The organism is Aureimonas pseudogalii (assembly GCF_014196835.1).
GTDB lineage: Bacteria > Pseudomonadota > Alphaproteobacteria > Rhizobiales > Rhizobiaceae > Aureimonas > Aureimonas pseudogalii.
The window spans coordinates 1089332-1115580 of the sequence record NZ_JACIEK010000001.1 but is presented as its reverse complement, the minus strand read 5'-3'; the positions used below and the strand labels follow the sequence as shown (position 1 = coordinate 1115580).

Below are 26249 nucleotides of genomic sequence, written 5' to 3'. Positions count from 1 at the left end.
GTCAATACGAAACGTATCGCATCGACACAAAAAGAAGCCCGCGCTTGGCGGGCCTCTTCGCTATTCCTTCGGGGTCATTCCGGTGACGAGCGCAGCCCACACCAGCTCGGCATCTTCGATCGGGGCCTCAGTCTGCGACAAAAGGTGGAAGTAGCCGCGAGCCGTGCCCTTCATCAGTTTCTTGACCAGCACCTTCCCCTCGATCGTCTCGACCACGCAGAGGCGGCCAATCAGATCGTCGGTCGGCGGATTGCGCACCTCGTCGTAATAGACGAGCCAGCGATTGAAGAAGTGCCCCAGGCTTTCGCCACGTGCTTCCAGCGCCACCGTGTCCTCGTTGCCAAAGGCCGGCATCGGCGCGTCTTCGCCGATCCCTTGCCCATCCGAGTAGAAGTGCGCCTCGGAGCCCGCGCCGACATAACCGATGACCGGCACCCGAAGGGCTGGCGGGTTCTCGCCGCCCTCACCAGTCAACAGCCAAGCCGACGATACCCTGAAAGCCTTAGCATATGGCTTCACGTTCTTGAGTGTGAGCCCGCGTACGCCGTTCTCGTGAGCGCGGTAGGTCGGCTCGCTCCACCCGAAGCGATTGGCCGCATCCTTGGCGGTTTCGATGCCGGCCTTGATGCGGGCGGCGCGCAGACGGTCTGACGGTTCCATGCGTATCGTGTACCGGCATTCGCGATACCTTTCGTCTTGACCGATCACGATACGTTTCGTATGTATTGGGTCATGAAAACCTTTGCCGACCTCTTCGCCAAGTGGGACACGATCGCGGCGTTCGGCGCCGACATCGGCGTTTCCGATATGCACGCGCGCGCCATGAAGCGGCGGGGCTCGGTCCCGCCGGAATACTGGCCGCAGTTGGTTCGCGCCGCCAAGTCGAAGGGCGTGCGCGAGGTGGACATCGAAGCCCTCGCCGAGATGCGCGCTGCACGTCGGCAGAACCGCGCCTCGTCCGCCGGGGTAGCGGCATGATCTGGCTCGAACTCTTCCTCGCATACGCCGTCATCACGTGTGGGCTCCTGACCGTCGCGTGGCGGGCATGAGCGATCTCATCGCCGAGCAGCACGCCGCCTTTGAACGGTATCGCGTCGCTAAGCTGGCCTCATTCGAGAATTCCACGACGGAAACTGAACGCCGAGCCGAAGAGGCATGGTGCGAGTTTGAGCGCGTGTTCTGCACACCCTCCAACGTAATTCCTTTCAAGCGGTCCGCATGAACGCGCTCGTCACCACCCAAGGGGCGGATGGCTATGTGCCGGAATTGGAGCAGTCGCTTCTCGGCGTCCTGCTTCAAGGCAACGGCCTCGCCCGCGTCCAGCCCTATCTCAACGAGCAGCATTTCCGCGCCGAAGACCATCGCATCATTTATCGGGCCATTCAGGACGCTTTCGAGCGGTCTGGCACGACAGACGTTCGGGTCGTCGCTAAGCTGCTGCCGGAAGGCTTCGATTTCGAGTTCAAGACCCGTCACGGTCTCGGCATTCACCAGTACCTCGCCCGCCTCATCGGCGAGTGCGTCCACACCGTCGCGTCGATCGACAAGGTGGCGAAGTCGGTCGTCGAGCAGTGGGCGCGCCTTGCCTTCGCTGAGCAGATGGAACTCGCGTCCATCGCGGCTCGCGATCCCTCGGCGTCGGTCGGCAAGCTGATCAAGACGGCCGGGACGGTGCTGGAAGAGTTGGGAAGCGGCGTACGTCGCAGTGCGTCCCGCCGGTCCCGCATGTCCGCTGGCGAAGCAGGTGACGCTGCGATCGCCGCCGCTCGTGAGGCGATGAAGAACGGGGCGGGCCTGACGGGCGTGACCTGGGGCTATGCGGACGTAGATCGCATCACCGGCGGAATGCAGCGCAAGGACCTGATCCTCGTGGGCGCCCGTCCGTCGATGGGGAAGTCCTCGGTGATGATGTCCACCGCTCTCCGTGCGGCTCGCAAGGGCCATGGCGTCGGCATCCTCTCGCTGGAGATGGACGCGGCCAAGCTGATCGCCCGTGGCCTCTCTGACCTGACGCTCGCGACGCAGAACCCGGTTCCCTACGTGGACATCCTGCAGGGTCGCATGGACGAGGCCGGTCTGGCCTGCGTCGAGGCGATGAACCAGCGGCTGCACACGTACCCGATCCTCGTCGAGGAGGCCGGCGGCAACGTGTTCGACATCCGCATGAAGATCGAAGCGATGATCGAGCGCTTTGAGCGCAATGGTCAGCCCCGCCTCGAATGCCTGATGCTGGATCACCTCGGCTTCATTGAACCCGGCGCGCACTACCGCGGCAACCGGAACAACGAAGTCGGCGAGATCACCCGCGCGCTCAAGGACTACGCCAAGGAATACGACATCGCGGTGATGCTGCTTTCGCAGCTCTCCCGCCAGCTCGCCCAGCGCGACAACAAGCGTCCGATCCTGTCGGATCTCCGAGACAGCGGCAACATCGAGCAGGACGCCGATGTCGTCGTGTTTCTTCACCGGGAAGCCTACTACCTCGAACGCACCGAAGAGACGGATACGGAGAAGGAGAACGAGCGCATCGCGACGCTCGCCGCCTGCCAGAACCGTCTTGAGTTCATCATCGCCAAGCAGAGAAACGGCCCCGTCACCACGATTAACCTGTGGTGCGACATGGCGTTCTCGGCTGCCCGTAACGGGGAAAGGTACGCCGGATGAATGGTCTCCCATACTACAAAGCCTATCCTCGCGATTTCATCGAAGGCACGATCGGAATGCCTTTCGAGGTGAAGTGCGCGTACCGCGTCATCCTCGACCTCATTTACATGCAGGGCGGCAACCTTCCCGACGACAACCGGTACATTTCAGGCTTGCTGGGATGCTCCATTCGGAAGTGGACGACCATCCGTTCCGCCCTGATTGAAGCGGATAAGATCCAAGTTTCAGGAGAGTTTCTGACGAATTATCGCGCGGTTTCGGAGCTCGAAACTCTCGCGAAACTCCAAGATAAACAGCGCGAAAACGGCTCTCATCCTAAGAAAAACAACGACTTAGCGAAGCCACGGCTTAACCATACAGAACCAGAACCAGATAAACTATCAAAAGACGCATGCGCGTCTGCGAGCGCGGCTGCGCTTAAGCCGGAGAAACCTACCTCTTCCGAACCTGATCCCTTCGATGCCTTTTGGGCTGCATACCCGAAGCGAGATGGTCCGAACCCGAAGAAGCCTGCAAAACTGGCGTTCGACCGGGCGGTGAAGCGCGGCGTGCCCGTTGAGGCGATCATGGCCGCCGTCGTCCATTTCGCCCGAAAGCATCCCAAGCCATCGGCTTTCTGCCCGCAGGCGACGACGTGGTTGAACCAGGATCGGTTCAGCGATGAGGGCGCCGTCCCGGCTCCGAAGCCCCAGGTCGTCGAGGACGACGCCTACTGGAACAAGGCCCTCAACATGGCCCGAGTGAGCCGCCGATGGCTCGTCGAGCATTGGGGCCGCGTTCCCGGCCATCCTGACTGCCGTGTTCCGTCGCACCTCCTGAAACCCAAGGACGGCGACCTCTGGCACGAACTCTACCGGTCCGTCGCATGACCCTCTCCCCCGCATCTCACACCCAACCCAACCGCCGCTAGGAGGCCAACATGACGATCTATCATCCGATCCGAGATTTGCCGATTGTGGTGTTCACGAACCCCGAGCACGGCTCCATTGCTCTGATTGGCGACAGCGCCAAAACCTCCTTCCCGTTCTTCCGTGACCCTTCCGCAGAGAACGCCGTCGCTCGTGCCGAGGCCTTCAAGGCGAAGGTCATTGCCGAGAACGAAGCCGAGTACGCCCGGCGCCGGAAGGCTGGCGACGCGGCTCGCGAGAAGGCTGCGCAGAAGCGCATGGCCGAGGCGTGAGGGAGGCCAACATGACGATCTGGAAGCCAGGAATGCGGTGCCGGTGCATCCGCCTTTTTCTTCGACGGAAGGGCGGCAACGAAAAGCTGCCGAACCTTGGCGAGTACTACACGGTTCGTGACGTGGATCGTTCAAGTGAAACGCTTTGCCTCCGGTTTTGGGAGATCGTCAACACCCCACATGACTTCGGAGACGGGGAGGTCGTTGAAGCGAGTTTTGCGGCGGATTGCTTCAGGCACGTCATTGCTCCCACCGATCGCGAGAAGGCCGACGCATGAAGCGCTTCCTCATTCTGTTTCTCGCGACCTCGCCTGTGACTTTTGGTGCATATGCGGTCGTCAAGTACTTCGACATTGGTAGCGGCATGGGCTTCGTTATCGGCTTAGCGGTTTGCTGCATCACTTGGAATATTCTTCGGCTGGTCGATGCAATCATTGAGCTTGCTCGATGACTTACGGCCTCACAGCACGCCAGCATCACTGCCTATCCTCAATACGGGATCACGTAGAACGTACCGGCGTCCCACCATCCTATGACGAGCTGTGTGTCGCTCTGGACGTGGCATCGAAAGCGACCGTCCACCGCCTGATCAAGGCGCTGGAAGAGCGGGGCCATATCACCCGCCTCGTCCATCACGCCCGGTCCATCGCTCTCGTCGATCAAGCTGCATCCTCCGTCAATGAAAGGGTTGTCGCATGAGCAAGAAGCCCAAGGTCGCGAAGAAGCTGCCGGTCTCGATGGACCCGGCCCGTCTGTCCGAGCCCGCCGAGCGCCTGTTCTCGCGCATCATCCTCGGCCAGCGCATGACGGTGCACTTCGTGAAGGACGATCGCATCCCTCGCGGCAAGGTCTACCTGCTGGAGCCGGATGGCATCCGCTGCGACCCGCAGTACGCCGAGGAGATCATCCGCAAGGGTCGCGTGAAGCCGCGTGGCGACACGCTGTTCGCCGGTGAAGCCTGCCAGTCCTACGAGTTCGATCCTCATCCTGTCGCCCCGGTTCGGGATGCGGCAGCCTGATGAGCCGCCCTCTGTCTCCATCGCTCCGCGACAGCCTCATTGGCTTTGCGATCAGCGAGATAATCGTCGCCTGGATTGCCGTCCGGGTACGGCGCGGGATTGCCGTCCTGCGCTTTGGTGAAGCCGTTTCCGCCCTGAGTGGTCTGCGTCTCCATGCGTCAACAATCGCACCGGAGACCGCCCCGTGTTTACCAAACGTCATGTCACACCCATCAGCAGGCTTGTCGAGAACGACAAAAGCTCAGTCAGCAAAACCATGACCACTGCCGTCGCTCATTCCCGCCGAATGCTCGTTGCCCTGACCGTCGCGCACCATCGCGGCCCCGCCGATACGTGGACGGCAGCGCGAGATCGGGCGGCCCGAGCGGCGGGGATAGATCGCACCTACGCGGCTCGGATCTGGAGCCGCTGGCAGGACATGAAGGACGTGTCGGGCGAGGCCCTGATGCGTCTCAGCGGGGCCTACGTCGCACTCTGCGAACGCAGCGAGGCCATCGAGGCGGAACAGACCGCGCTTCTGGAGAGGATCGACCTTGAGACGGCTCACGAGATCACTTTGGCGGCGGCTCTGGAACGCCGTCAGCAGCGCATGGCGGCAGCGAGAGCTTCGAAGGTTCCGCAAGCGCCGTCTCCATCACCCTGAACGACATAGCGATTTTGACGAGGAGATAGAGCGATGAACGAAGTCAAGGTGAAGCTGACGGATAAGCAAACGAATGTGCTTCGAGCCATCATCCGCAACGACGAGCAAGGTCGAGGTTCGATCACGGTCAAAGAGTTGGGTCACCGCTTCATGCGGCGCTCGTCCGAATTGGCTCGGGAGCCTGTGAACCGTCTTGTCGCAGAGGGCTTCGTCACGGCGCTCGGGACCGCCGAGAGCGGCGCTCAGTGCTTCGTCGCCACCGAAGCTGGCCGGGTCTTCATGGCGAAGCGCACCGACGCCGCCGCCTAACCCCCTCCATCACCCTGAACGACACACCGACTACGACGAGGAGCTAGGACGATGAGCGAGATGCAGCACACTCCGGGGCCATGGGTCGCAACGCTAGATCCGCAGGGGTTAACATCTGACGACTATCTCATCGGCGAGGAGGGAGGCCCGAACCTTGATGGTGTTGCCACGTGTAGCAAGCGCGATGCACCGCTCATCTCGACTGCTCCTCGACTGCTGGCGGCGCTCATCGCCGCGGAGCGCCTGTTCGAGCACACGTGGGCCATGAACGGCACCATCCATAAAGAGATGAAGGCCGCGATCAAGGAGGCAACGACCTCCGCATGACCGACGCTCCCTACGCTCCCCTCTGTGAAGTCCTAGCCCGAGCCCTAGAGCAAGCCGCTCAAGGCAAAGGTGCAGACCGTCACGCCAACGGCCAGCCTTTCACAGACCAGCCCATCCTCACCATCAGCCGCATGGTCGGACCCGGCTTTGCCATCGGACAGGTGATGAAGAAAGCGCAGGAGGCCAACACCATGGCCAGGCGCGGGAACTCGCAGAATGCCGTGTTCGAGCTGCTAGGCGCCATCAACTATTTGGCTGCCGCTGTGATCCTCATCGAAGAGGAATGGCGAGCATGAGCGTTACGCTGGAATACACCGCCGAGGAAGACGCTCTGATCGTCAGGATGGCGCTGGCGGGCGCGACACCATCCGAGATCGTCGCCGAGTTCGCCAAGCGTCGTCGGATCCTCCCGGCGCATTCGATCCGCTGCAAGGCTGTGTTCAAAGCGGCCGTCAGGTCTCGTCAGTCGCCAACGCGACCGCCGATCTCCTTCGACTTCCCGATCTACACGCAGATGGTCACGCCTTCCTCCGTTGCCGGCGTCATGCATTCCACTCCGATCCAGGTTCCAATCTCGCTGCGAGCGATTTCCATGGGGATGCCGTCATGACCAAATCCGCAACCGTCCTCTCCGATGAAGAGAGCGCCTTGATCGGAGAGATGGCGACGAAAGGAATGGGGTCGATGCTGATCTCGCGAGCCTTTGCAGAGCGCGGGCGTACGATCCCCAACACGACGATCGCCTCCCTCAAGCTCTATCGCGATGCGAAGAGGGTGCGGGACAGCATCAGGGGCGAAAGGGTTCGCGCCGAGGAAGAAGCGCAACGCGAGGCTCGCCGGATCGCCGTTCCTGATGCGCCGGTCTTTCCGAAGTTCACGAGGATGGTTCCCGAGATCGCTTCCATCTGGTTTGGCAACGACGCCCCACGTCATGTCGCGGTTTCGCTTAGGGCGACAAGCATGGATGCGTTGGTATGAGCGCCCGTGTCTTCGCCATCACCAAGCCGCTAGTGCCCGAATGCCAGACTGCCGGCGAGTTCATCGTGTTCGCGGCGAGGGTCAGCAACCCCGCCAATCAGGCGAACCGCGAGACCGACGCCAAGCTGCTGGCCTACCTGATGCGCAATCGGCATTGGAGCCCGTTTGAGATGGTTTCGGCTACCGTCGAGGTTGTCACCACGCGAGATATCGCCCGACAGCTTCTGCGGCATCGATCGTTCTCGTTTCAGGAGTTCTCGCAGCGCTACGCCGAGGTCGATGCGGAGCCTGTGTTCCGCGAGGCGCGGATGCAGGATGAGCGGAACCGCCAGAATAGCGTCGAATGTGAGAACGCCGCGCTCTCAGAGGGCTGGATCATGGCGCAGAGGATGGCCCACGCAGAAGCTATTCGTATCTATCAGGGGGCTATTGAGAAAGGCATAGCCAAGGAAGTCGCCCGCGCTGTTCTCCCCGAGGGCCTGACGCCATCCACCCTCTACGTCTCTGGCTCGTTCCGCTCGTGGCTGCATTATCTCGACGTTCGCGAGGAGGCCGGCACGCAGAAGGAGCATCGCCTGCTGGCGAACGAGATCCGTGCAGCGCTCGCGGAGCATGAGCCTCTGATTTTCGGAGAAGCGGCATGATCCTCTCCGCACAGACCATCCGCAAGCGCGTTGAAAATGGATCGCTCGTCATTGAGCCATTCTTTCCAGAGCCGCAAAAAGCTTATGGCCTCAGCTTCGGTCTTTCGTCATGCGGCTATGACATTCGGTTGGCTCAAGCCGTTGTCCTGTTTCCGTTTTGGGGGCGCCTCGGTTCAGCTTTGGAGCGTATCGGTATTCCAAGCGATCTCCGCGCCAAGATTGACAACAAATCAACGAACGCTCGCCTGTTCATCGACGCATCTAGATCGACGAACGCAGAGCCTGGGTGGACAGGTCATCTCACCCTCGAACTAACTCACGATCGTCCTTGGCCGGTCCGGCTTCCTGCTGGATACCCCATTGCCCAAGTGATTTTCGAAACGCTTGATGAACCCACTGAACGCCCGTACCGCGGCAAATATCAGAACCAGCCCGACCGCCCGGTTGCCGCCATTCTGGAGGCTTCATGAGCACGGCTCGCCTCGTCCTCTCGTTCCCGATCAGCGTCAACGGTATGTTTCCCACCCGTGGCAACAGCCGAGTTCCTTCACCTCGCTATAGGGCATGGCGGGACGAGGCGGGGTGGCGCGTCGCGGCGCAGAAGCCAGCCCGCATCTTTGGCCCGGTCAACATCCGCATCGACCTCGTGGCCCCCGACAACCGCCTCCGTGACGCGGCGAACTACGAGAAAGGCGTCACTGACCTCCTAGTGAAGCACGGCGTCATTGAGGGAGACGACCACCGCTTCGTCCGCCGTGTCTCCATCGGATGGGAGGACAGCGGCGAGCCCTGCACGATCACCATCACGGCCTGCAACCCCACCAATCAGGAGCCGACAGCATGAGCGACACAATCGAGAACACCGCCGAGACCAACGTCGCTGGCGACGAACTGCGGTCCTTCGTGGAGCGGGTGGAGCGCCTTGAGACCGAAAAGAAGACGATCTCGGACGACATCAAGGACGTGTACGGCGAGGCCGGTGGCCGCGGCTACGACGTTAAGGTGCTCCGCAAGATCGTCGCCCTCCGTAAGCAAGACGCTGACGAGCGCGCCGAGATGGACGCGATCCTCGAAGTCTACCTCAACGCGCTCGGGGAGGCTTGAGCCATGAACTTCATCGCCATCGCCACCAACACGCAGCGCGGTATCGTTCAGCGCCGCATTGACCCTGAACTGGTTCCGATCCTCCGCAGCCAGATCGCGGAACTGGAAACCGAACTGCAAGCCGAGAAGCACGCCAAGCGACGCGCCGAGAAGGACGCGAAGGAAAAGACCGACCTCATCTTCGACCTCAAGGACAAGATCGAGATCCTAGAAGAGCGGCTAGCCCGCTATACCCCGAGCGCCGCTACTGCCCGCGACGTGCTGAACGAGGTGTCCGCATTCCATCAGGTTCCCACGCACGTCATCATCGGCACGCGCGGCTCTGCGAAGGTCATTAACGCTCGCCAGCACGCAGCTTATGAGATCCGCCGCAGATGCCCGTGGGTGAGCTATCCCGAGATGGCGCGCCTTCTGTGCCGTGACCACACAACCCTGCTCTACGCGGTCGGGAAGTGGCCGGAAAAGGCGAAGGCTCTCGGCATCCCGGTCCTCCCGTTGGATGAGGTGCCGGAATGAGCACGTTTCGGCACTTCCTCATCACGTGGCCCGCGTTTGTCATCATCGCTCTCATCGACGGCGCGCTGAACTCTGGCTTCAACGGCTGGTCGTTCATTGCGGGTGTCGTGGCGTGCCGCGCAGGTGATTTGCTTTTCACAGTTGTCACGGAGTCGAAGGCATGAGCGATCAAGACAACGTTATCAAGGACATGGCAGACGATATCTGCGCCCGTATTTCTTTCCGAATTGGACAGATGAGGGGCACCGGTTTTCCTTGGCAGCGAAAGGACGCAGCACTCCTCGAAGAGGCGCGGCAGTGCATTCGGGCTTTTGAAACCGGCTATCTGAATGCCGCGCGAGTTCAGCAGGAAACGCATGCCAACGGTGCGAAGCTGACCCGTATCCGCGCCATTCTTGATGGAGGTCGATAATGACCCCGCTCGCCTTCATCACCGGCCTATTCCTAGGCCTTCTCGCCTCTGCCGGATGCTTGGATCGTCGTCTTCAATCCATGGTGAGGCAGGGACGGTTTCAGTTCAACGGCACGGATTACGCGATCAGGGAGTGGGTGGGATGAGCGAGGCCGCAGTTTTTGAAAACCATCATGGAATGATCAAGCCTAAGTCTCGGCGTCCGCGTAACATCAAGGCCAATCCAGAGTTTCAGGTTGATCTTAATGTGCTCCTCGCGCAACGCCGCACCACAATCGCTTACGTTCGAAGTCCAATCAGCACTCGCGTCATGAAGGAGATCCGTCTCGAAGTCGCAGGGCTTTGTCGTAAGCACGGCATGGGCTGGCGGCAGACCGGAGAGTTTATATGGAGAGATCCTGGCGCTGTCCGACGTATGGTGGAGAAAGCAAATGGGTGAGCAGCACTTCCCTATCTTAACCAAGATGCGCGATGGTCGAGTTGTCAACGCATCATCAATTCGGTGCGGCACATGTAAAGAAGAGGGGCTGAGCTATTCAGCTAGCGGGCGCCCCACTCCAAATCGAGCTTCATCTGAGAAGTTTAAGAGAATGGGTTGGGTGGTGGGGAGCTCACAGCGGCTTAACCGCTGCCCTTCCTGCCGCCCAAGCGCGATTTCTGCCTCAAACAATAATCAACCAAAAATTCACAAGCTAGATTTGGAGCAAATCGTCATGGCTAAGAGCAACCCACCCGCTGTCACTGAGCCTCCACGTGAGATGACCCGCGATGATCGCCGGATTATTTTCGCTAAGCTCAATGAGGTATATATTGGCGAGGATCAAGGATACTCAGCAGGCTGGTCTGACCAGAAAATATCAGATGATCTTGGAACCCCAAAATCATGGGTTGAGCGCATACGAGAGGAAAATTTCGGATCTATCTCGACCAACGAGAACGTTATGCTTTGTTACAAGCAAATTAAGGAGCTGTGGATCGGTATCGAAACGTCTCAAAAAGCTCTTAATGCAGACCGAGATGTCTTCAAGGGGAAAATGGCGGAAGCGAATGCCAACATCGGGAAGCTAATTGCCCGTGCCGATGAACTTCACGCTTTAATCAAGCGCATATCATAGAAAACCCGCCGCACCGGGCAGTGCGAGCGGGCTCCTGATCTATCCTCTGGCGGGGACACTTGAAACTACCGCAGTGGAGAGGCAAACACAATGGATGTCGTTATCACTCATAGCCAATATGGCGCACCCATTTGCTCAGACATGGGGCGTAACCATCTGCCTCGCGCTGCAACCCGGATAAGCTACGGCGGCCATGGCGACCTACTAATTGCGAACGGTATCGCCATCGCGACGCCGTCTCCATCTCCGTTCTACCGGGGGTACGGTACTTACAGGCCACATTCGATTGGGGGCGCAGCATGACGCTCTCGTGGTTCTGCGCTCGCACTAATCCCCGATGTGAAGGTCGGGCTGTTGCCTCGCTTTCTGACAAAGGCTTCGCAGCCTATAGCCCCCGGATCTACAGCGTCCGACTTCATCACCGCACCAAAGCTGAGATCGAGCGGTTCTCGCCGCTGATGGTCGGATATGTGTTCGTGGGGATGGAAGAAGCTGCGCGCCACTTCGGCTTTGCCCGCCGGTGTGACGGAGTAAAAGCGTTCCTAGGTGTGAACGGCAAGCCGATGCCGATCTCAGCGAAAGCGATTGAGCCTTTGTTCGACGCCGAGTTTCGTGGCGAATTCAACGATATTGCAGCCAACGTGTTGCAACGTCGTCGTGACTCGCGACAAGTGAAGGGTGAGCGTTTAAGTCTAAGCGGCGGCGAGCTTGTTCAGGTCGCGTCTGGTATCTTCGCGACCAAGAATGGCGTCGTCGCAAAGATCATGAACCGCAACAAGGCACTTGTTCGACTTGAAGAGTGCGTTGGCGTGATGGAAGAGGTCACTGTAGATGTTGACGCTCTTCGCCTAGTAGCCTAGATTGGCGATGACGAATTTGCCTGACTGTGCGGCCACGAGACACGCCGGGGTGTTGCGGACTGATCGTCCTCCGCATCATGGTGGCTTGTGCCCTCAGGGCGGCATGAACAGTTGAAGCTGAACGGCCGGGTGAGCTTGTCGTCTCACCATACGACACGGCGGGATAGGAATTAACGGCGCACATACCCCCTCCATGTATGGGGAACGCGCACGTTCAGCCTCATTCAGATCAGGACGGCGGCGTGGAAGGACACGCAGCGAACGCAGGTCAATTCAGCCTATCATCGTCGCCTGCAAACAGCGTTGATGGGAAGTCGGTGTCGAACCCGACACGTCCTGAGGAAATCACCTCGTAACCCTTGCTATGAAGGGGTTTAGGGTGGGAAACAGTCGAAATCAGCCGATTAGGAAATCACCCCCGCCGGTTCACGCCCGTGGGACTTTCTGCATTTTGGAAAGAGGCCGCATGGATGACGAACGCTTCCTTGCCGCCTTCCTCCTAGCGATCGTTGCCCTCGGCTTCGCCACCATCCTCTTCTAAGGCTTGAACGATGGTCGCTCGTACAGTCCAAGACGTAGTGCTAGGGGAGGCCACCCACGGCACCCGAGCACAGCGCGCCGCCGACATGCGCGCCATCGTCTCGGTGATCGAAAACCGCGCCCGCATGATGGGGATCACCCCGCAGCAGGTTGTCGCCAACTCCAAGGAGTTTAACGCCTACGGCAAGGCTCTGCCGAAGGGCGTCAACGCCTATCGCGATCTCGCCGAGCAGGCGATCCGTGAGGTGCAGACAACTGGTCCGATCCACACGGGCACGTTCTACGCGACGCCCGGCGCATCGAAGAACCTGCCGAAGGGTCTGAAACAGGTCACGTCCACCAGCGGCCATCGCTACTACGCCGACCCGCAGAACCGCTCCATCAATTCCGCCGTGGGGTTCCGTCAGCCCAATCCCTCCCGCGCCCCTGCCGTGACCGCCTATGCGCCAGCACCGAGCGCAACGGGTGCGCTTCGAGCCATCGAGGCACAGACCAGCGGGCGCGCTGTTCCAACGCCAACCACGGCGCCTCGGTCCGTCTCAACTCGCAGCAACCCGTCTCTCGTGGCCGCTGCCTCGTCTCTCCCGGCTGGGCTGCAGTCGTCCCGTGGTGGCCGTGTCGGTCCGAACACCACGACAGGCATCCCGACACCGAGTGCGCGGCCTGTGGGGGCTTCTTTGCAGAAAGCGCAAACAACTCCACAGACCCAGCCCGATGCTACCCGCTTCGGCAGCTTCGCTCCCGGCAACATGCCGAAGTCCATGATGGATCGCTTCGCCGAGAAAGCGGGCGTCACCGGATCTCGTGTCGCCCCGCAGTCCGTCACCACCGGCCTTGCGCCGTCTCGTCCTGTCCAAGGCCCGAACCGCCCCGCAAGCACGGCACTGACCGCCGCACAGGCCAGCAACCTCGCATCCCGCCTGTCGCCGCAAACTTCTCTCGCGATGGCACCCACACCCACCAGCGCTCCGCGATCGATCTCCGTGGCAGCGCCGAGCGCGGCATCCATCCGCTCCGCAGCGTCCCTGCCGTCCGGCCTCGCGGCATCGGCTAAGGGCTCGCGCGTTGCCTCGACGCCGACACGTGCGGTCTCGGCTCCGACCGTCTCGGCACCCACTCGCACCACAGGCTTCACCGCAGCACAGGAAGGAAACCTCGCCACTCGCCTCGGCGGTGCCTTCACCCCGACGCAATCGCTCGCCAGCCTGCGGACGGCTTCAGCTTCCATCTCGGCAGCCGGTCTCACGCCCGCACAGGCGACGAACCTCGCCAGCCGTCTCGGCACCAGCACGCCGACGAAGACCGCGCCGTCTCTCGGCAGCCTTCTTGGCGTGAGCGCGGCCCAAGCGGCTCCAGTCGGCAATGCGCTTCTCTCTGCGCCTGCTGCCACGAGCTTCGCCGGCAAGATCGGATCGCCCCGCAGCATCGAGGGTCAGTTGCCCGCGAATGCTCTCGGCGGCGTTCTTGGTCCGACATCGGTCCCGACGCCCACGAGCGCACCTCGCACGATCTCCGCGGTGGCTGCCCCGACCTCTCGCCCCGTCGCTCCAACACGCACGATCGCCGCTCCTGTCTCGCGTGCGGCGCCCGTCGTGTCTCGTGCTGTTACGACGCCGACAGCCAGGCCGACGTTCTCCGCGGCTCCGGTGGCCCCGACCGTTACGCAGGCGCCGTCTCTGGCCTCGCGCCTTGGCCTGACGCCGGGTCGCATTGCCGGGGCTGCCCTCGGATCGGTCGTCGCTGGTCCGATCGGCGGCATCGTCGGCGGCTGGCTGGGTGGTCGCGTTGCCGCTCCTGCTGCTGCACCGGCAACGGCACCTATGGCCTCAGCCCCCGCGGCTCGTGGCGGGATCGGCTCCGGCCTTGGCGGCATGTTCGGCGGTGGGATGAACGGTATGGGCTCCAGCGGCATGGGCGGCAACCGCTCTGCCACGGGTACGAACGGCACGGGTCGTGCTGGCGGTGTCGGAACCATGAGCGGCGGCTTCGCGGGCTTCGGCGAGCGTGACAGCGCGGTTGGAACCGATGGCGGCAAGGTGGGGGGCTCTAGCCGGTCCTCGGCCTCGTCCAGCTCGAAATCCAGCAGCTCGGGCAAGTCCTCGGGCGGGAAAGGCAAGAAATGAGCGAGAACGTCATCGACATTCGCGATCGGCTCAAGCCCAAAGCTGCGGAACCCAAGTGGGCTTTCGATCTACGTATCTGGAGCACACCAGGCGGTCCCGAAGCCCTCATCACGGATTTCAACGATCAGGATGGCCACGAGGCGGCGGATCGTCTCCGCGTATTCGCTGGCATGCTCGACCAGCTTCACTACTACATGATGCAGCAAGCGCACATGATGGAGCCGAACGACGACGGGCAGATCTTGGCCAAGTTAGCCGTGTTCGAAAGCAGCCGAGTTCGGTTGCGCATCAATGACGACCGCGTTCAGACTGTCGAGCAAGAGGATTGGCTGCGAGAGCGGTTTGAGGACGCCAAGTCATCTGTGGCAGGCAAAAAGTGAGCAAGTCAGGCCTCTTCTTCGCAGGTATGTCCACCTATTTCTTCGTCAGCATGATCTTGGATAAGCTGGCCGGAGCATGAAGATGAGCGAACAGCAGATCAACGATCAAGCTGCCGATCAGGCCGCGTTCCAGGCAGCCTATGATGCCTCATTCCGAGACGAGCGCATCTCCAACCTTCGCCGGTGGGCCTACGATGCCGTCACCCGAGGTGGACTCAACAGCCGCGTGAGCGATGCCATCGCCGAGGCGGACAAGCTCGTCGCATGGTGTGAGGGCGACGGAGGGGCGAAGTGATGGCCGGTCTTCCCATCGTGGAGGTGTCAATTACTCCATTGGATGCAGGCGGGCATGAAGCGTTCTGCCAAGGGGTCTCTATCGGCAACTTTGCAGAATTGGCCGACGCGCGGGATGCGGTCGGTCGAGCGGCCGACGCGGTTGCCACCACCGACTATACCACCGGCAAGACAATGGCCGACCTCGTGGACGGCGTGAAGCCTCTGCGCACGAAGCTGACTGAGGTGGCGCTGCGGAGTCGCTCACTGAAAACAGTGACAGAACAGTGAACAAGCTTGCGAACCTGAAGCCTTTCAGCCCTGGACAGACCGGAAATCCCGGCGGCCGTCCGAAGGGTATCGCAGCGCGAGCGAGGGAGCACACCGACCGCGCCTTGGACGTTCTCTCCGAAGCTCTGGAGGAAGACGATCCGAAGGTTCGCATCGCCGCTGCGAAGGAGCTTCTGGACCGCGGCTACGGCAAGCCCGTCACCATGACGGCCGACGTGACGGACAAGCTCGATGACATCGACGACAACACTCTCGATGCTGCAATCTCTGCCCTCCGCGCAGCGATCGGCACTTCTGACGAGGTTGGAGCGTCTTCAACGGGTAAGACGAAACACTAACCGCCTTCGCCACTACGAGCCCTACGCCAAGCAGCGGGAGTTTCATCGGGCGGGACACAGCTTTCGGGAGCGCCTGTTTCTCGCTGGCAATCAGCTCGGCAAGACGCTTTCCGGCGCCGCCGAGGTCGCCATGCATCTCACAGGCCAATATCCGGAGTGGTGGGACGGCCGTAGGTTCGAGAAGGCGGTTGTCGTCATCGCCGGGTCGGAGTCTGCCGAGCTGACCCGCGACGGTGTGCAACGACTTCTCGTGGGGCCACCTGATCGCGAAGAGGATTGGGGCACAGGCTTCATCCCGCAGTCTGCCATCGTTGCCCGCACGCGGCGCATGGGCGTCAGCAATGCCCTTGATACCGTGACGGTCCAGCATGTCACTGGCGAACGATCCACGCTCTACCTCAAGAGCTACGATCAGGGCCGGTCGAAGTGGCAGGCCAATACGGTTGATTTCGTCTGGTTCGATGAGGAGTGCCCCGAAGACCTCTATTTTGAGGGCATCACACGTACCAACGCCACGAAGGGCAGCGTCATGATGACGTTCACACCGCTTCGGGGAATGTCGGCGGTGGTACAGCGGTATCTTCTGGAGCCGAGCAAGGATCGAACGACCGTCACGATGACGATCGACGACGCTGAGCACTACTCGGACGAAGAGCGCAACAAGATCATTGCGAGCTACCCGGCTCACGAGCGAGAAGCCCGCACGAAGGGTGTGCCGTCCCTCGGATCGGGACGCATCTTCCCGGTCGAGGAAAGCCTGATTACGATCGCGCCATTCCCGATCCCAGACCATTGGCCTCGTATCGGCGGGCTCGACTTCGGTTGGGACCACCCGACTGCGGCGGCCGAACTCGCATGGGACCGCGACAGCGACACGATCTACGTCACGAAAGGCTATCGTCGCCGCGAGGCAACGCCGGTCCTTCACGCTGCTTCACTGAAGCCGTGGGGCGAAAAACTCCCGTGGGCGTGGCCTCACGACGGCAACAACGACACGGCAGCGGGACCGAACCTCGCTAGCCAGTATCGATCACAAGGCATGAACCTCCTGCCAGACCGTGCGACATTCGAGGATGGCTCGAACAGTGTCGAGGCTGGCCTGATGGAAATGCTGGATCGGATGCAGACGAACCGCTGGAAGGTGTTCTCGAACATCAGCGAGTGGTTCGAGGAATTTCGTCTCTACCACCGAAAGAACGGCAAGGTGGTGAAAGAGATCGACGATCTACTCTCAGCAACCCGATACGCGATGATGATGCTACGATCCGCCGAGCTACCGAAGCAGGTGGCGTTCAAGATGCCGAAGCGCGACCTGCGAGGGTTCATCTGATGAAGCGAGAGATGGGTAGCGATATGAGCGACAAGATGAGCGACAAGCCGAAAACTGCGATGACGATCTTCGCCGCTCCCGAGGGAGGCTTCTACGTGGGCGAACAGGCGATGTCGAATTACGAAATCAGCACGTACGTCGCAGCATTCTCTACGCTTCAGGAGGCGTTGCACTTTGTGAGCAGGAAGATGACCCCCAGCTTCGAACTGACCGAAGGACAAGATCTGCTGCAATCCGGCAATGTGCTGCGCGGGCGCTACGTGTAATGGCACGACGCAAGCGCATGTCGGACGATGATCTGGCGACGAAGGTCGATAGCCAGATCGCCGACGCGCAGCTTTACGGCGGGACCGATCGCGACAAAATACGCGAACTCGCGCTCAAGTTCTTCGACGGCGAGACCGACCTTCCCGCAATGGGTAAGCACGGCTCGCAGGTCGTGTCGCGTGACGTGTCCGACATCCACGGGCTCATCATGCCGAGCCTCCTGCGTGTGTTCTTCGGCTCCGATCGCATCGTGAGCTACGAGCCCACCCGCACCGAGCACGAGGAGTATGCGGATCAGGCGTCCGACCTCGTGAACTACGTCGTCATGCGCGAGTGCGAAGGCTACCGCAATTTCCGCTCTGCGATCTCGGATGGTCTGCTTCTCGGCAACGGCATCGTGAAGCACTGGTGGGACAACACGCCCGACTACACGACCGACACGTACTCCGCGTTGACCGAAGACCAATACCGCATGGTCATCAGCGATGCGGACGTGGAGGAGATCCTAGAACACGAGACCTACGCCGATCCCGATTGGGTCGCACCGCCCCCGCCGCCGCCCGCCATGATGATGTCGGCGCTTCTGGGAGCCATGGAAGCCCCGCCAGCGCCCGGCATGCCTCCTGCGCCTATGATGGCGACTGCGATCGATCCGAGCGCGCTGGTGGGCGATCTCGTTGATGCCGAGGACGACGAGCGTCAGACCGGCGACACGAAGGACACGAGCGAGGACGACGCCGATCCGCGTGCGCCACGCCTGCACGACTTCAAGGTCAAGCGCATCCGCTCGAATGGCCGGCTCCAGATCGCCGCCGTGCCGCACGAGGAGTTCATCATCGAGCGCCGTGCGACCGCTCTGGACGAGACGGTGCGCTTCTGCGCCCACGTCCGCCGCACGACCCGCTCGGAACTGGTCAAGGAAGGCTATCCGCGCGACAAGGTGGACGAGATCCCCCTGTCCAACGACATGGAGCGGGATGCCTCTCGCCGCGCGCGTGACGACAGCTTCGACGATGCCGACGTGTCGCCCGATCAATCGACGCAACTCGTGGACGTTTACGAGTGCTACGTGCTCATCGACACCGATGGGGATGGCATTGCCGAGCGGCGTCGCATCGTCATGGGCGGTCTGACGGGCAAGCGTTCGATCCTCGCCAACGACGAATGGGGTGACGATCTCCCGTTCTCCGACATCGTGCCGAACCCTCGGGCTCATGCATGGCGCGGCAAGGGGCTCTATGAGGAGCTTGGCGACATCCAGCGCATCAAGACGGTGGTGCTGCGCGGCGTCCTGAACAACGCCTACCAGAACATCGCTCCGCAGCGCGCCGTAGTGATCGGCGATGTCGAGAACATGGACGAGGTTCTCGAACCTACACCGGACGGCATCATTCTTCTCAAGAAGGCTGGCGCAATGCCGCCGGCACCGGTCCAGATCCCGTTCATCGCCGACAAGCTCTTGCCGCTCATGGACATCATGGATGCGGTCGGGGAAAAGCGCACGGGCGCCTCGCAGCGCACGTCCGCCCTTGACATGAACGCGTTGCAGAACCAGTCCGCGACGGCCGTCAACGTCGTCCAAGCTGCGGTGCAGACGAAAAATGAGGAATACGCCCGCAACATCGCCGAGTGCGGTGGCATGCAACGCATCTTCCGGTGCATCCTGCGGCTCATCACGAAGCATCAGGATCATTCCAAGATGGTCCGCCTTCACGGCAAGCTGGTCGAGATCGATCCGCGCTCGTGGAACGCCGACATGGACGTGACGATCAACATCGGTCTCGGCACCGGCTCTCGCGACCGTGATCTCGCGGCCCTGTCTGCCGTCGCGGCCAAGCAGGAGCAGATCATCGGCCAGTTTGGCCCCTTCAACGAGCAGCTGAACGTCGGACACCTGACGGAGAGCTATCAGAAGATGGCCGAGGCCGCCGGCATTCGGAACCCCGAGGCGTTCTTCCCGTCCATCAGTCAGGAGCAGGTCGCCCAGCTTCGCCAGCAGGCACAGGAAGCCGGCAAGGGCCAGCCCGATCCGAAGATGATGGAAGCGCAGGCCAAGCTGCAGATCCGCCAGCAGGAGATGCAGTTCGAGCAGCAGGCCAAGGTGGCCGAGTTCCAGATGACGCAGCAGTCGGAAGAGGCTCGTGCCACTCGTGAGAACGAGATCGCACAGGCTAAGCTGCTGATGGACACGCAGAACCGTCAGGCCGAGGCTTCGTTGAAGCTCCAGCTGATGCGCGAAGAGGCTGCGGCCCGCCTTCAGCTTCTCCGTGAGGAGAACGAGGCCAAGCTGCTGATCGCCCGTGAGGAAGCGGGCATGCGGCAGGAGGCCCGCTATCGCGAGATGGACATCGAGAGCCAGCTTTCGCAGATCGCCATGGCGCTGAAGGTCAACCTGAACACCGCGAACATTGCGAGGCCAGAATGAGCGACTGGCAGCCTATCGAAACCGCGCCGAAGGATGGGTCTACAATTCTTTTGGCCCGGTTCATGGCTGACGAAGTTCAGGTCTCAACGGGATCTTGGAACCTGTATCCGGTGCTTGGGGAAGATGGCTTCAACGGCTTCAATGGCTACCTTGATAGGGCGCCAACGCATTGGATGCCTGTACCGGAGAGGCCAGAATGAGCGGCGAGATGCGGATCATTCTGGGCGCCAATGCGGGGTTGGACTGCGACCACGAGCGGTTCGTCCTGGCGATCCCGGATGGATCGCCGTTGTCCATATCGGATCGGACTTGGGTCGCTCGCCGTATGATGCAGCGTGACCGCTCGCTATCACCGGCTGCCCTGCGATCGGCTGTGGAGCAATACGAGCGTGAACTGATGGAGGCCGCATGAGCAACATCGCCGATCCGATGGCTGAGTATTTCGCGGCGGCTGGCATCACCGACCCGAACGATATCGCCTACATCAAGCGGTATTCCGACGTGGCCGCGGCCGTCCCGACATATGGCGCAAACACCGCCAAGCTGCACTGGCAGAACTTCGGTCAGCAGGAAGGCCGGACGTGGGGTGTCGATGCTCCGGTCGCGGCTGCCGTGCCTACCGCGCCGGTCGCCACGCCTGCGAACACTGCGCTCCCGGCCTCTTATGGCACGGATGCGGCCTCGTGGGACGCCTACATGCAGTCGGCTCGTCAGGCGACCGAGGGCATGAACCAGATGCCGTTCGTCTATAGCGACTATGGCAGCGTCCCGATCGACAACGCCGCGGCGAACGCGCTCTTCTACCCACAGGGATCGGCCACGACGGCAGCGGCTTCCAATCCGCTTCTGGCAGCTACCCCCGTGGCACCGGCACAGGCTGCCTCTAATCCGCTCCTCGCCGCTATGTATCCCAACGGGCAGGTCCGATGAGCGTCACCGCCATTCAGGCGGGGCATGAGGCGGCAACCCTGCTGGAGAAGATCGAGCCATTCCTCGCCGATCTGGAGCGGGAGTCGATGGAAAGCGCTCTGATGGCCCCCTATTGGCAGCCAGAGGGCACCCGCGAAGCCCGGCACCATCTGGACGAGGTGAATGCCATTCGTGCGCTGCGGCAGCGCATCCAGACGACCGTCATGCTTGGCAAGATCGAAACGCAAAAAAACGCGCTGACACCCACGATTTAGAAACAGCAGAAATCGGTAGGCCACCACCCGCAAAGGCTTGCGGTAAAAGGGTTTGAGCCACGATTTGAAGCGGCAGACCACCACCCTATTCCGCCTAGCGGATCGTGAGCCTCGCGTCATGAGGCAATCCTGAACCGGGGTGCGTCCCCGAACAACGGAAAACCCTCATGTCTGACATCAATACCGCTTCGCCTGCGGGCGAGAGTGTGGACGTTTCTGCGTCCGAACCCCTAAGCCTGTCCGCTGCGGCGAGCATGCTCGAAAACGCCGATCGCGAAGAGCGAGAGGACCAGACCCCGCCCGACGACGACACGTCCAATCCCCCGGCAGAGACCGGCAAAGACGATGACGGAGATCAGGGCGACACCGACGACCAGACCGACGAGCCCGAGGGCGACGAAGGCGAGGGCGACGACGAAAATCCACCGGAAGACGTACCCTTCGAATTCGACAAACTCCATGGCAACGTGAAGCTGCGCCTGCGGGACGGCTCCGACATTACCGTTGGGGATCTGAAGAAGCGCTGGGGCGACCTTCAGGAGCTTGAGACGGCCCGCACGACCTTCACGCAGCAGCGTCAGGAGTTCGAACAGCAGGCCCAACAGGCAGCGCAGCAGGCGCAGTATTTCGAGCAGATCGCCCCGATGGCGATTGCCGCTCTCCAGTCGCAGCTACCTCAGATCCCCGAAATGCCCGATCGGTCTCTGCGTGAAACCGATCCGTTTACGTACTCCGCAATGGTGGACGACCGGAACCGGGCAATCGAGGATTATCAGGCAAGAGCGGCCGAGATCCAGGCAATCGAGCAGGGGCAGCAGCTTCGGCATCAGGAGCAGACCCAGGCGCAGCAGCGCGCCACGGCTGCCTTCCTCGATCAGCAGCGTCAGCAGCTTTTTGAGACGATGCCGGAACTCAGGGACGACGCCAAGCGGACGGCATTTCAGAACGATCTCGTGAAGTTCGGCACCGAGACCTACGGGTTTCAGCCGCAGGAGATCAATGGCGCCTACGATCACCGGCTCATGCGGGTGATGTCGGACGCCATCGCCTACCGCAAGCTTCAGGCTGCCAAGCCGAAGCCCACGAACGCCGCCCAGCCTCAACGTCAAGCGCCTCGCGTGAGCCAGCCCGGCCCCCGCGTGTCGAGTGGCGAGGCCGAAGCTCGGAAGACCCAATCCCTGCAAGCGCAGATCAACAAGCCGGGCGGGCTCTCCCTGCGAGAAGCCGCAGCCCTCCTCGATAAATCCGGATAAGGATCGCGCACCCCATGGTTCAGGTCGCAAACACCCTCGACACCTACAAGTCGAACTCGCGTCGGGAAACCTTTCTCGACATTCTGTCCCGGCTGACCCCGGCGGAAACCCCGCTCTACTCCAACACGGGCGATGTCACGATCGACGGCACCGAGCCCGTCTGGCAGCTCGACGCGCTGGCCGCGCCGGACATCAACAATGCCAAGGTGGAAGGTGACATCTACACCTTCGACCCGATCACCGGCACCAACCGCGTGAAGAACTTCACGCAGATCTTCTCGAAGCGCTTCATCATCTCCAACACCCAGGAGGCGGTGAAGAAGGCCGGCAAGACGACCGACAGCTCCTACGAAAAAATTAAAAAGGGTCAGGAGATAAAGGTCGATATCGAAGTGGCCATGCTGAGCAATCAGGCATCGGTCGCCGGTTCGTCCTCGGTCGCCCGCCGTATGGCCGGTCTCCGCGCCTGGCTCGCCACCAACGACCTCATGGGTACCGGTGGCGCTTCGGGTGGCTACAACACCTCCACGGGTGCGGTGGACGCCGCGACGAACGGTACGAAGCGCGCCTTCACGAAGGCGCTCCTCGACCAGGGCATCGCCGCCGGCTACATCGCGGGCGGCAACGTCGATATGCTGATGGTCAGCCCGTATCTGAAGCAGGTGTTTTCCACCTTCATGTCGGACGCCTCCGTTGCGCAGACGCGCTTCGCGGCCTCGTCCAGCAAGCAGGTAACGATCGTCGGTGCGGCCGACGCCTACCTGTCCGACTACGGCATCATCGAGGTGGTTCCGAACCGTCAGATGGCGCGCGCCACCGCGGCGGGCACCGACCTTTCTCGGAATGCGTTCTTCATCGACAAGGACAAGATCGAGAAGGCCTGGCTTCGCAAGATCGCCGAGGACGAGGCCGACCCGAACGCGGACGGCAAGCCGGTCGTGCTTAACGCCGAGCTGACGATGATCGTTCGCAACGAAGCCGCCATGGCTGTCGTCGCCGACCTGAACGGCACCTCGACCGCCTCGTAAGCCTTCGCAGCATCAGGACATCAGTGGGCCGCTCCATTCGGGGCGGCCTTTTTCATGAGAGGACACCCAATGCGCGAGATCGACGACCATAAGGTCAACCCTGCTAATGACCTCCTTGTCCTAGAGGTACTGGACGAGCCGGGCGCTGGCGGGGCGAACCATGTCTATCAGGTTCGCGGTTACCACGATCGTGAGAACGACGAGACGGCCACCGTCATCCGCTTTCAGAACGGGCCGATCGCCGAGGCCGGTGTGAACGGCCTGACGCAGGAGGTTCTTCTTTCGATCGTCGCTGACCGTCTGCGCTCGTTCCAGGCCGGGCCATTCGCCTGCCGCGAGAACGCGCTGGCGCTGACCAAGATCGAAGAGGCGCAGCACTGGCTGCAGCAGCGCACGCTCGCGCGGATGCGCCGCGGCGTCGAAGGCACTCATCAGAAGTGAATATCCCAGCGGAAAAGGAAAATTCCATGGCAGACGATCAGAAGACGCGCGGCCCCGGCCGTCCCCGCAAGGACGAGATCCAGCCCGGCGAGCCCTATCTGCCCGAGCAGATCGACGAGCGCGAGACCACCGACAAGCCTACGGACGGGCGGCCCCAGCAGGTCGGGCACGTGGATCGCATGCCGAACCATCCCGACTTCCACACCAACCGGCTGGTCGAGAAGGACATCGAGCACGACGACAGCGACGGCACCCCCGGCCCCGTGCCGAAGGGTTGCATTGAGGTCGAAGTCCTGCGCCGCTACAATCCTGCGGTCGTGGTCAACGATGCCGGCAACTCGGTCTCGGACGGCAACGGCGGCTTCAAGCGCGTGGACGACAGCGTGCAGAACGACGCCCTCGCAGTCGGCCGCACCGTGCGTCTTCCAAAGAAGGAAGCAGCTCGCCTCATCAAGGCCGGCGTCGTCACCACGACCGAGAACGCCTTCGATGCAGAGGACTGAGTTTCGCGACGTTGCTCAGTTCGGCATGGACCCGTTTGGCGGGGAGGGAGAAATCCTTTCCCGCGAGACGGACCATATCGTCTGGATCAGGAACAACGGCGACGGCTCGTACACGACGTGCAATCAGAGCCTCGTGGACCCGATCCTAGAGGCCAACGCCGAGAAGCGTTCCGAGACAGCCGGCAAACGATGGGGTGACGGCCAGATCGTCGCCTCCATCCCGAACGCGCTCCTCTACGGCGACGGCTACTACGCCCAAGCCCGGGCTGCGGGCGACAAGCCAGCGATGAAGAAATTCCTGAACGATAGCGATTACGCGAAGCTGCGGACGAAGGAGGGGCGTATCTGAAATGGCCCTCGACAGCTACGACGCCCTCAAGACATCCATCGCGCTTTGGGCCTTCCGGTCTCAGGACGAGGAGTTCGAGGCCACGGTTCCCGACTTCATCCGCCTACTGGAAACGCGGGTCAATCGCGAGCTGCGAACGACGTTTCAGGAGACAAGCGCGCCGATCGCATTGACGAACTCGGTGGGCGATCTCCCGACCGACTACCTCGCGTTCCGTAACTTCTCGACCATCGGGGCATTCCCCCACGTGTTGGTGTCGTCGGCCAGTGCCGGCTGGGGTGATCAGTTCGCCATCGAAGGGCTCAAGGTTCGCCTCGGCGGCCTCACGCCTTCCGCGGGCGTCACGCTCGACTACTATGCGCGCATCCCGCCGCTGTCGGACGCCAATCAAACCAACTGGCTGCTACAGCGGGCTCCTGATATCTACCTCTACGGCTCGCTCTTGGAAGCCTGCATCTTCATGCAGGATGCCGATCCGTCATCGCTGGCGAAGTGGACGGCGCTCTATCAGAAGGCGGTGGCGGATCTCCAGAGCCTCGACCACATGGCCCGGTATTCGCGGGCTTCGGTGCGCGCCTCGGGACCGACGCCATGAAGCGTGTTCGCACCCTTCGCCTCCGTGACACGTTCCCGCTAGATAGCGCGGCGCCCTCATGGGCTCACGACTTCGCCCGCAAGGTCGAGATCGCGCTCGCCAACTACATGGTCGATCCGAACTTCGGCCCCTTCACCTACAAGTCGGACATCATCACCCGGATGACGGACGCCCAGGTGGACACGTTCGACACGCTGTTGAACCAGACGACACCCCGCATGCGACTGACATGGGAGGCGATCACGGCCGTCTATCACCGCGGCACGTTCTTCCCCGAGTTCTACGGCATGTTTGTAGACGAGTTCGGGCAGGCGGAAGCCGATCGCATTCTGGCGACTTCCGGTGCCTAGTCCGCCTCTTGCGCCGCTCTACACAGAGCCAAGCCTTGATATGGAACTGCTGGTGTTCCAGCGGGGGTTCACGCCGGGACGGGCGACGCTGCGGACGCTGCGGTCCTATTCGGCGAACGTCGAAGCCGGGCTAGACGATCGTCTCCGCGCCGAGAGCAATGCGCGGCAGACGGGCGATGCGAACGAAGCGCAGGCGCGGACCAGCGCCGACACCGCAGAGGCCCAGACAAGGGCAGCAACGGACGCGCAGGAGAAAGCGGATCGACAGGCCGCAGACACCGCCGAAGCCACTGCACGGGCCAATGCGGACACGGCAGAGGCATCCACGCGAGCGGCGGCCGACACAGCCGAGGCGACCGCGCGCAGCAATGCCGACGCTGCCCTCCAGACGCAGATCACAGCCGAGGTCACGGCGCGACAGAATGCGGTCTCTGCGGAGATCACGGCTCGCGCGGCTGCTGTCACGACGGAAGCGCAGGCCCGTGCAGATGCGGACGCTGCCCTCCAGACGCAGATCAACGCTCTCAAGGCCGTGGTGGTGCCGCTGCTGGGAACGATGACGCTGGCTGCAGGCATCACCATCCTCGCTGGCAAGAGCACGCGCACGGTGGCCGTCACGGGCCTGAAGCGCAACGACAACCTCGTGGTGACGCCCAACGCGGCGCTGCCTGCCAACCTCTCTATGGGCGAGGCCTATTGCCTGACGGACGGCACCTTGACGGTGGTCCTCGTCAACAGCGCAGCGCTCGGCCTCTCCATCGCGACGGCGCAGACGATCCCGCTCGGCATCATCGCCCTCCGACCCTAA

45 protein-coding genes are annotated in these 26249 nt (G+C 61.8%); 44 read left to right on the top strand and 1 reads right to left on the bottom strand.

Translation table 11 applies throughout. The annotated features are described in order from the left end of the window. Window positions 1–60: 60 nt before the first annotated feature. A complete protein-coding gene (locus GGR04_RS05290) occupies window positions 61–660 on the bottom strand; it encodes a helix-turn-helix domain-containing protein (RefSeq protein ID WP_183198557.1) in 600 nt (199 codons plus the stop codon). Between the two features lie 36 nt (window positions 661–696). Between GGR04_RS05290 and GGR04_RS05285 the strand changes: the two genes are divergently transcribed. From GGR04_RS05285 to GGR04_RS05065, 44 genes are all read left to right on the top strand, one after another. Further along, the gene (locus GGR04_RS05285) at window positions 697–978 is read left to right on the top strand and encodes a hypothetical protein (protein ID WP_183198555.1); all 282 of its coding nucleotides are present in this window, start codon (window positions 697–699) and stop codon (window positions 976–978) included. A gap of 67 nt (window positions 979–1045) precedes the next feature. Then, window positions 1046–1222 carry a hypothetical protein gene (locus GGR04_RS05280; RefSeq protein ID WP_183198553.1) on the top strand — a complete coding sequence of 59 codons (177 nt, stop codon included), beginning with the start codon at window positions 1046–1048 and terminating at the stop codon, window positions 1220–1222. Then, window positions 1219–2664, top strand: a complete 1446-nt coding sequence (locus GGR04_RS05275) for a replicative DNA helicase (RefSeq protein ID WP_183198550.1) — start codon at window positions 1219–1221, stop codon at window positions 2662–2664. Before GGR04_RS05280 ends, GGR04_RS05275 begins: the two co-directional genes overlap by 4 nt. After that, a complete protein-coding gene (locus tag GGR04_RS05270; RefSeq protein WP_183198548.1) occupies window positions 2661–3533 on the top strand; it encodes a DUF1376 domain-containing protein in 873 nt (290 codons plus the stop codon). Before GGR04_RS05275 ends, GGR04_RS05270 begins: the two co-directional genes overlap by 4 nt. A gap of 50 nt (window positions 3534–3583) precedes the next feature. Beyond that, window positions 3584–3844, top strand: a complete 261-nt coding sequence (locus tag GGR04_RS05265; protein ID WP_183198546.1) for a hypothetical protein — start codon at window positions 3584–3586, stop codon at window positions 3842–3844. A gap of 11 nt (window positions 3845–3855) precedes the next feature. Further along, window positions 3856–4122, top strand: a complete 267-nt coding sequence (locus GGR04_RS05260) for a hypothetical protein (RefSeq protein WP_183198544.1) — start codon at window positions 3856–3858, stop codon at window positions 4120–4122. Beyond that, on the top strand, window positions 4119–4295 hold the full coding sequence (locus GGR04_RS05255; RefSeq protein WP_183198542.1) for a hypothetical protein: 177 nt from the start codon (window positions 4119–4121) through the stop codon (window positions 4293–4295). The genes GGR04_RS05260 and GGR04_RS05255 overlap by 4 nt, the downstream gene beginning before the upstream one ends. After that, window positions 4292–4543 carry a LexA family protein gene (locus GGR04_RS24540; RefSeq protein WP_183198540.1) on the top strand — a complete coding sequence of 84 codons (252 nt, stop codon included), beginning with the start codon at window positions 4292–4294 and terminating at the stop codon, window positions 4541–4543. The genes GGR04_RS05255 and GGR04_RS24540 overlap by 4 nt, the downstream gene beginning before the upstream one ends. Beyond that, the gene (locus GGR04_RS05245) at window positions 4540–4863 is read left to right on the top strand and encodes a hypothetical protein (RefSeq protein ID WP_183198538.1); all 324 of its coding nucleotides are present in this window, start codon (window positions 4540–4542) and stop codon (window positions 4861–4863) included. The genes GGR04_RS24540 and GGR04_RS05245 overlap by 4 nt, the downstream gene beginning before the upstream one ends. Window positions 4864–5047: 184 nt before the next feature. Then, entirely contained in the window at window positions 5048–5506 is a 459-nt protein-coding gene (locus tag GGR04_RS05240; protein WP_183198536.1) for a hypothetical protein, read from the top strand. A 33-nt stretch (window positions 5507–5539) separates the two neighbouring features. After that, entirely contained in the window at window positions 5540–5815 is a 276-nt protein-coding gene (locus GGR04_RS05235; protein WP_183198534.1) for a hypothetical protein, read from the top strand. Window positions 5816–5866: 51 nt separating this feature from the next. Continuing rightward, on the top strand, window positions 5867–6142 hold the full coding sequence (locus GGR04_RS05230) for an XkdD/Y8K6 family phage-associated protein (RefSeq protein WP_183198532.1): 276 nt from the start codon (window positions 5867–5869) through the stop codon (window positions 6140–6142). Further along, entirely contained in the window at window positions 6139–6438 is a 300-nt protein-coding gene (locus GGR04_RS05225; protein WP_183198531.1) for a hypothetical protein, read from the top strand. Before GGR04_RS05230 ends, GGR04_RS05225 begins: the two co-directional genes overlap by 4 nt. Continuing rightward, a complete protein-coding gene (locus GGR04_RS05220) occupies window positions 6435–6752 on the top strand; it encodes a hypothetical protein (RefSeq protein ID WP_183198529.1) in 318 nt (105 codons plus the stop codon). Before GGR04_RS05225 ends, GGR04_RS05220 begins: the two co-directional genes overlap by 4 nt. Further along, window positions 6749–7120, top strand: coding sequence for a hypothetical protein (locus tag GGR04_RS05215; protein WP_183198527.1), 372 nt, complete (start codon window positions 6749–6751; stop codon window positions 7118–7120). Before GGR04_RS05220 ends, GGR04_RS05215 begins: the two co-directional genes overlap by 4 nt. Beyond that, the gene (gene thyX / locus GGR04_RS05210) at window positions 7117–7764 is read left to right on the top strand and encodes an FAD-dependent thymidylate synthase (RefSeq protein WP_183198525.1); all 648 of its coding nucleotides are present in this window, start codon (window positions 7117–7119) and stop codon (window positions 7762–7764) included. Before GGR04_RS05215 ends, thyX begins: the two co-directional genes overlap by 4 nt. Beyond that, window positions 7761–8234 (top strand): dCTP deaminase, encoded by a 474-nt coding sequence (locus GGR04_RS05205; RefSeq protein WP_183198523.1) that lies wholly within the window; start codon window positions 7761–7763, stop codon window positions 8232–8234. The genes thyX and GGR04_RS05205 overlap by 4 nt, the downstream gene beginning before the upstream one ends. Beyond that, window positions 8231–8608, top strand: coding sequence for a RusA family crossover junction endodeoxyribonuclease (locus tag GGR04_RS05200; protein WP_183198521.1), 378 nt, complete (start codon window positions 8231–8233; stop codon window positions 8606–8608). The genes GGR04_RS05205 and GGR04_RS05200 overlap by 4 nt, the downstream gene beginning before the upstream one ends. After that, window positions 8605–8868 carry a DUF2312 domain-containing protein gene (locus tag GGR04_RS05195; RefSeq protein WP_183198519.1) on the top strand — a complete coding sequence of 88 codons (264 nt, stop codon included), beginning with the start codon at window positions 8605–8607 and terminating at the stop codon, window positions 8866–8868. Before GGR04_RS05200 ends, GGR04_RS05195 begins: the two co-directional genes overlap by 4 nt. A 3-nt stretch (window positions 8869–8871) precedes the next feature. Then, entirely contained in the window at window positions 8872–9384 is a 513-nt protein-coding gene (locus GGR04_RS05190) for a helix-turn-helix domain-containing protein (RefSeq protein WP_183198517.1), read from the top strand. Next, window positions 9381–9548 (top strand): hypothetical protein, encoded by a 168-nt coding sequence (locus GGR04_RS05185; protein ID WP_183198516.1) that lies wholly within the window; start codon window positions 9381–9383, stop codon window positions 9546–9548. Before GGR04_RS05190 ends, GGR04_RS05185 begins: the two co-directional genes overlap by 4 nt. Beyond that, window positions 9545–9796, top strand: a complete 252-nt coding sequence (locus tag GGR04_RS05180) for a hypothetical protein (protein WP_183198514.1) — start codon at window positions 9545–9547, stop codon at window positions 9794–9796. The genes GGR04_RS05185 and GGR04_RS05180 overlap by 4 nt, the downstream gene beginning before the upstream one ends. 142 nt (window positions 9797–9938) lie before the next feature. Continuing rightward, the gene (locus GGR04_RS05175; protein ID WP_183198511.1) at window positions 9939–10235 is read left to right on the top strand and encodes a hypothetical protein; all 297 of its coding nucleotides are present in this window, start codon (window positions 9939–9941) and stop codon (window positions 10233–10235) included. After that, complete coding sequence (locus GGR04_RS05170) at window positions 10228–10911, top strand: hypothetical protein (RefSeq protein ID WP_183198509.1); 684 nt, start codon at window positions 10228–10230, stop codon at window positions 10909–10911. The genes GGR04_RS05175 and GGR04_RS05170 overlap by 8 nt, the downstream gene beginning before the upstream one ends. A 299-nt stretch (window positions 10912–11210) precedes the next feature. Further along, on the top strand, window positions 11211–11771 hold the full coding sequence (nusG, locus tag GGR04_RS05165; protein WP_183198507.1) for a transcription termination/antitermination protein NusG: 561 nt from the start codon (window positions 11211–11213) through the stop codon (window positions 11769–11771). A 626-nt stretch (window positions 11772–12397) separates the two neighbouring features. Then, window positions 12398–14434: a hypothetical protein gene (locus GGR04_RS05160; protein ID WP_183198506.1), complete on the top strand. Its 2037-nt coding sequence runs from the start codon at window positions 12398–12400 to the stop codon at window positions 14432–14434. After that, on the top strand, window positions 14431–14814 hold the full coding sequence (locus tag GGR04_RS05155) for a hypothetical protein (RefSeq protein ID WP_183198504.1): 384 nt from the start codon (window positions 14431–14433) through the stop codon (window positions 14812–14814). Before GGR04_RS05160 ends, GGR04_RS05155 begins: the two co-directional genes overlap by 4 nt. 82 nt (window positions 14815–14896) lie before the next feature. Further along, window positions 14897–15109: a hypothetical protein gene (locus tag GGR04_RS05150; RefSeq protein ID WP_183198502.1), complete on the top strand. Its 213-nt coding sequence runs from the start codon at window positions 14897–14899 to the stop codon at window positions 15107–15109. Beyond that, window positions 15109–15378 (top strand): hypothetical protein, encoded by a 270-nt coding sequence (locus GGR04_RS05145; protein ID WP_183198500.1) that lies wholly within the window; start codon window positions 15109–15111, stop codon window positions 15376–15378. Before GGR04_RS05150 ends, GGR04_RS05145 begins: the two co-directional genes overlap by 1 nt. Further along, complete coding sequence (locus GGR04_RS05140; RefSeq protein ID WP_183198497.1) at window positions 15375–15716, top strand: DUF5681 domain-containing protein; 342 nt, start codon at window positions 15375–15377, stop codon at window positions 15714–15716. The genes GGR04_RS05145 and GGR04_RS05140 overlap by 4 nt, the downstream gene beginning before the upstream one ends. Then, window positions 15610–17046: a terminase large subunit domain-containing protein gene (locus GGR04_RS05135; protein ID WP_183198495.1), complete on the top strand. Its 1437-nt coding sequence runs from the start codon at window positions 15610–15612 to the stop codon at window positions 17044–17046. Before GGR04_RS05140 ends, GGR04_RS05135 begins: the two co-directional genes overlap by 107 nt. A gap of 23 nt (window positions 17047–17069) precedes the next feature. After that, entirely contained in the window at window positions 17070–17312 is a 243-nt protein-coding gene (locus GGR04_RS05130; protein WP_183198493.1) for a hypothetical protein, read from the top strand. 17 nt (window positions 17313–17329) lie between these two features. Continuing rightward, window positions 17330–19738, top strand: coding sequence for a portal protein (locus tag GGR04_RS05125; protein WP_183198490.1), 2409 nt, complete (start codon window positions 17330–17332; stop codon window positions 19736–19738). Window positions 19739–19934: 196 nt separating this feature from the next. Beyond that, complete coding sequence (locus GGR04_RS05115) at window positions 19935–20150, top strand: hypothetical protein (RefSeq protein WP_183198486.1); 216 nt, start codon at window positions 19935–19937, stop codon at window positions 20148–20150. Next, on the top strand, window positions 20147–20668 hold the full coding sequence (locus GGR04_RS05110) for a hypothetical protein (RefSeq protein ID WP_183198484.1): 522 nt from the start codon (window positions 20147–20149) through the stop codon (window positions 20666–20668). The genes GGR04_RS05115 and GGR04_RS05110 overlap by 4 nt, the downstream gene beginning before the upstream one ends. Then, window positions 20665–20922 carry a hypothetical protein gene (locus GGR04_RS05105; RefSeq protein WP_183198482.1) on the top strand — a complete coding sequence of 86 codons (258 nt, stop codon included), beginning with the start codon at window positions 20665–20667 and terminating at the stop codon, window positions 20920–20922. Before GGR04_RS05110 ends, GGR04_RS05105 begins: the two co-directional genes overlap by 4 nt. A 167-nt stretch (window positions 20923–21089) precedes the next feature. Further along, window positions 21090–22175 (top strand): hypothetical protein, encoded by a 1086-nt coding sequence (locus GGR04_RS05100; protein WP_183198480.1) that lies wholly within the window; start codon window positions 21090–21092, stop codon window positions 22173–22175. A gap of 14 nt (window positions 22176–22189) precedes the next feature. Continuing rightward, window positions 22190–23203, top strand: a complete 1014-nt coding sequence (locus tag GGR04_RS05095; protein ID WP_183198478.1) for an SU10 major capsid protein — start codon at window positions 22190–22192, stop codon at window positions 23201–23203. A gap of 69 nt (window positions 23204–23272) precedes the next feature. Then, a complete protein-coding gene (locus GGR04_RS05090; protein ID WP_210291624.1) occupies window positions 23273–23644 on the top strand; it encodes an Acb2/Tad1 domain-containing protein in 372 nt (123 codons plus the stop codon). A gap of 26 nt (window positions 23645–23670) precedes the next feature. Next, window positions 23671–24147, top strand: a complete 477-nt coding sequence (locus GGR04_RS05085; RefSeq protein ID WP_183198476.1) for a hypothetical protein — start codon at window positions 23671–23673, stop codon at window positions 24145–24147. Beyond that, window positions 24134–24496 carry a hypothetical protein gene (locus GGR04_RS05080; RefSeq protein ID WP_183198474.1) on the top strand — a complete coding sequence of 121 codons (363 nt, stop codon included), beginning with the start codon at window positions 24134–24136 and terminating at the stop codon, window positions 24494–24496. Before GGR04_RS05085 ends, GGR04_RS05080 begins: the two co-directional genes overlap by 14 nt. 1 nt (window position 24497) lies before the next feature. Further along, window positions 24498–25091, top strand: coding sequence for a phage adaptor protein (locus GGR04_RS05075; RefSeq protein ID WP_183198472.1), 594 nt, complete (start codon window positions 24498–24500; stop codon window positions 25089–25091). Then, window positions 25088–25441 (top strand): hypothetical protein, encoded by a 354-nt coding sequence (locus GGR04_RS05070; protein WP_183198470.1) that lies wholly within the window; start codon window positions 25088–25090, stop codon window positions 25439–25441. Before GGR04_RS05075 ends, GGR04_RS05070 begins: the two co-directional genes overlap by 4 nt. 40 nt (window positions 25442–25481) lie before the next feature. Further along, window positions 25482–26249, top strand: a complete 768-nt coding sequence (locus tag GGR04_RS05065) for a hypothetical protein (protein ID WP_183198467.1) — start codon at window positions 25482–25484, stop codon at window positions 26247–26249.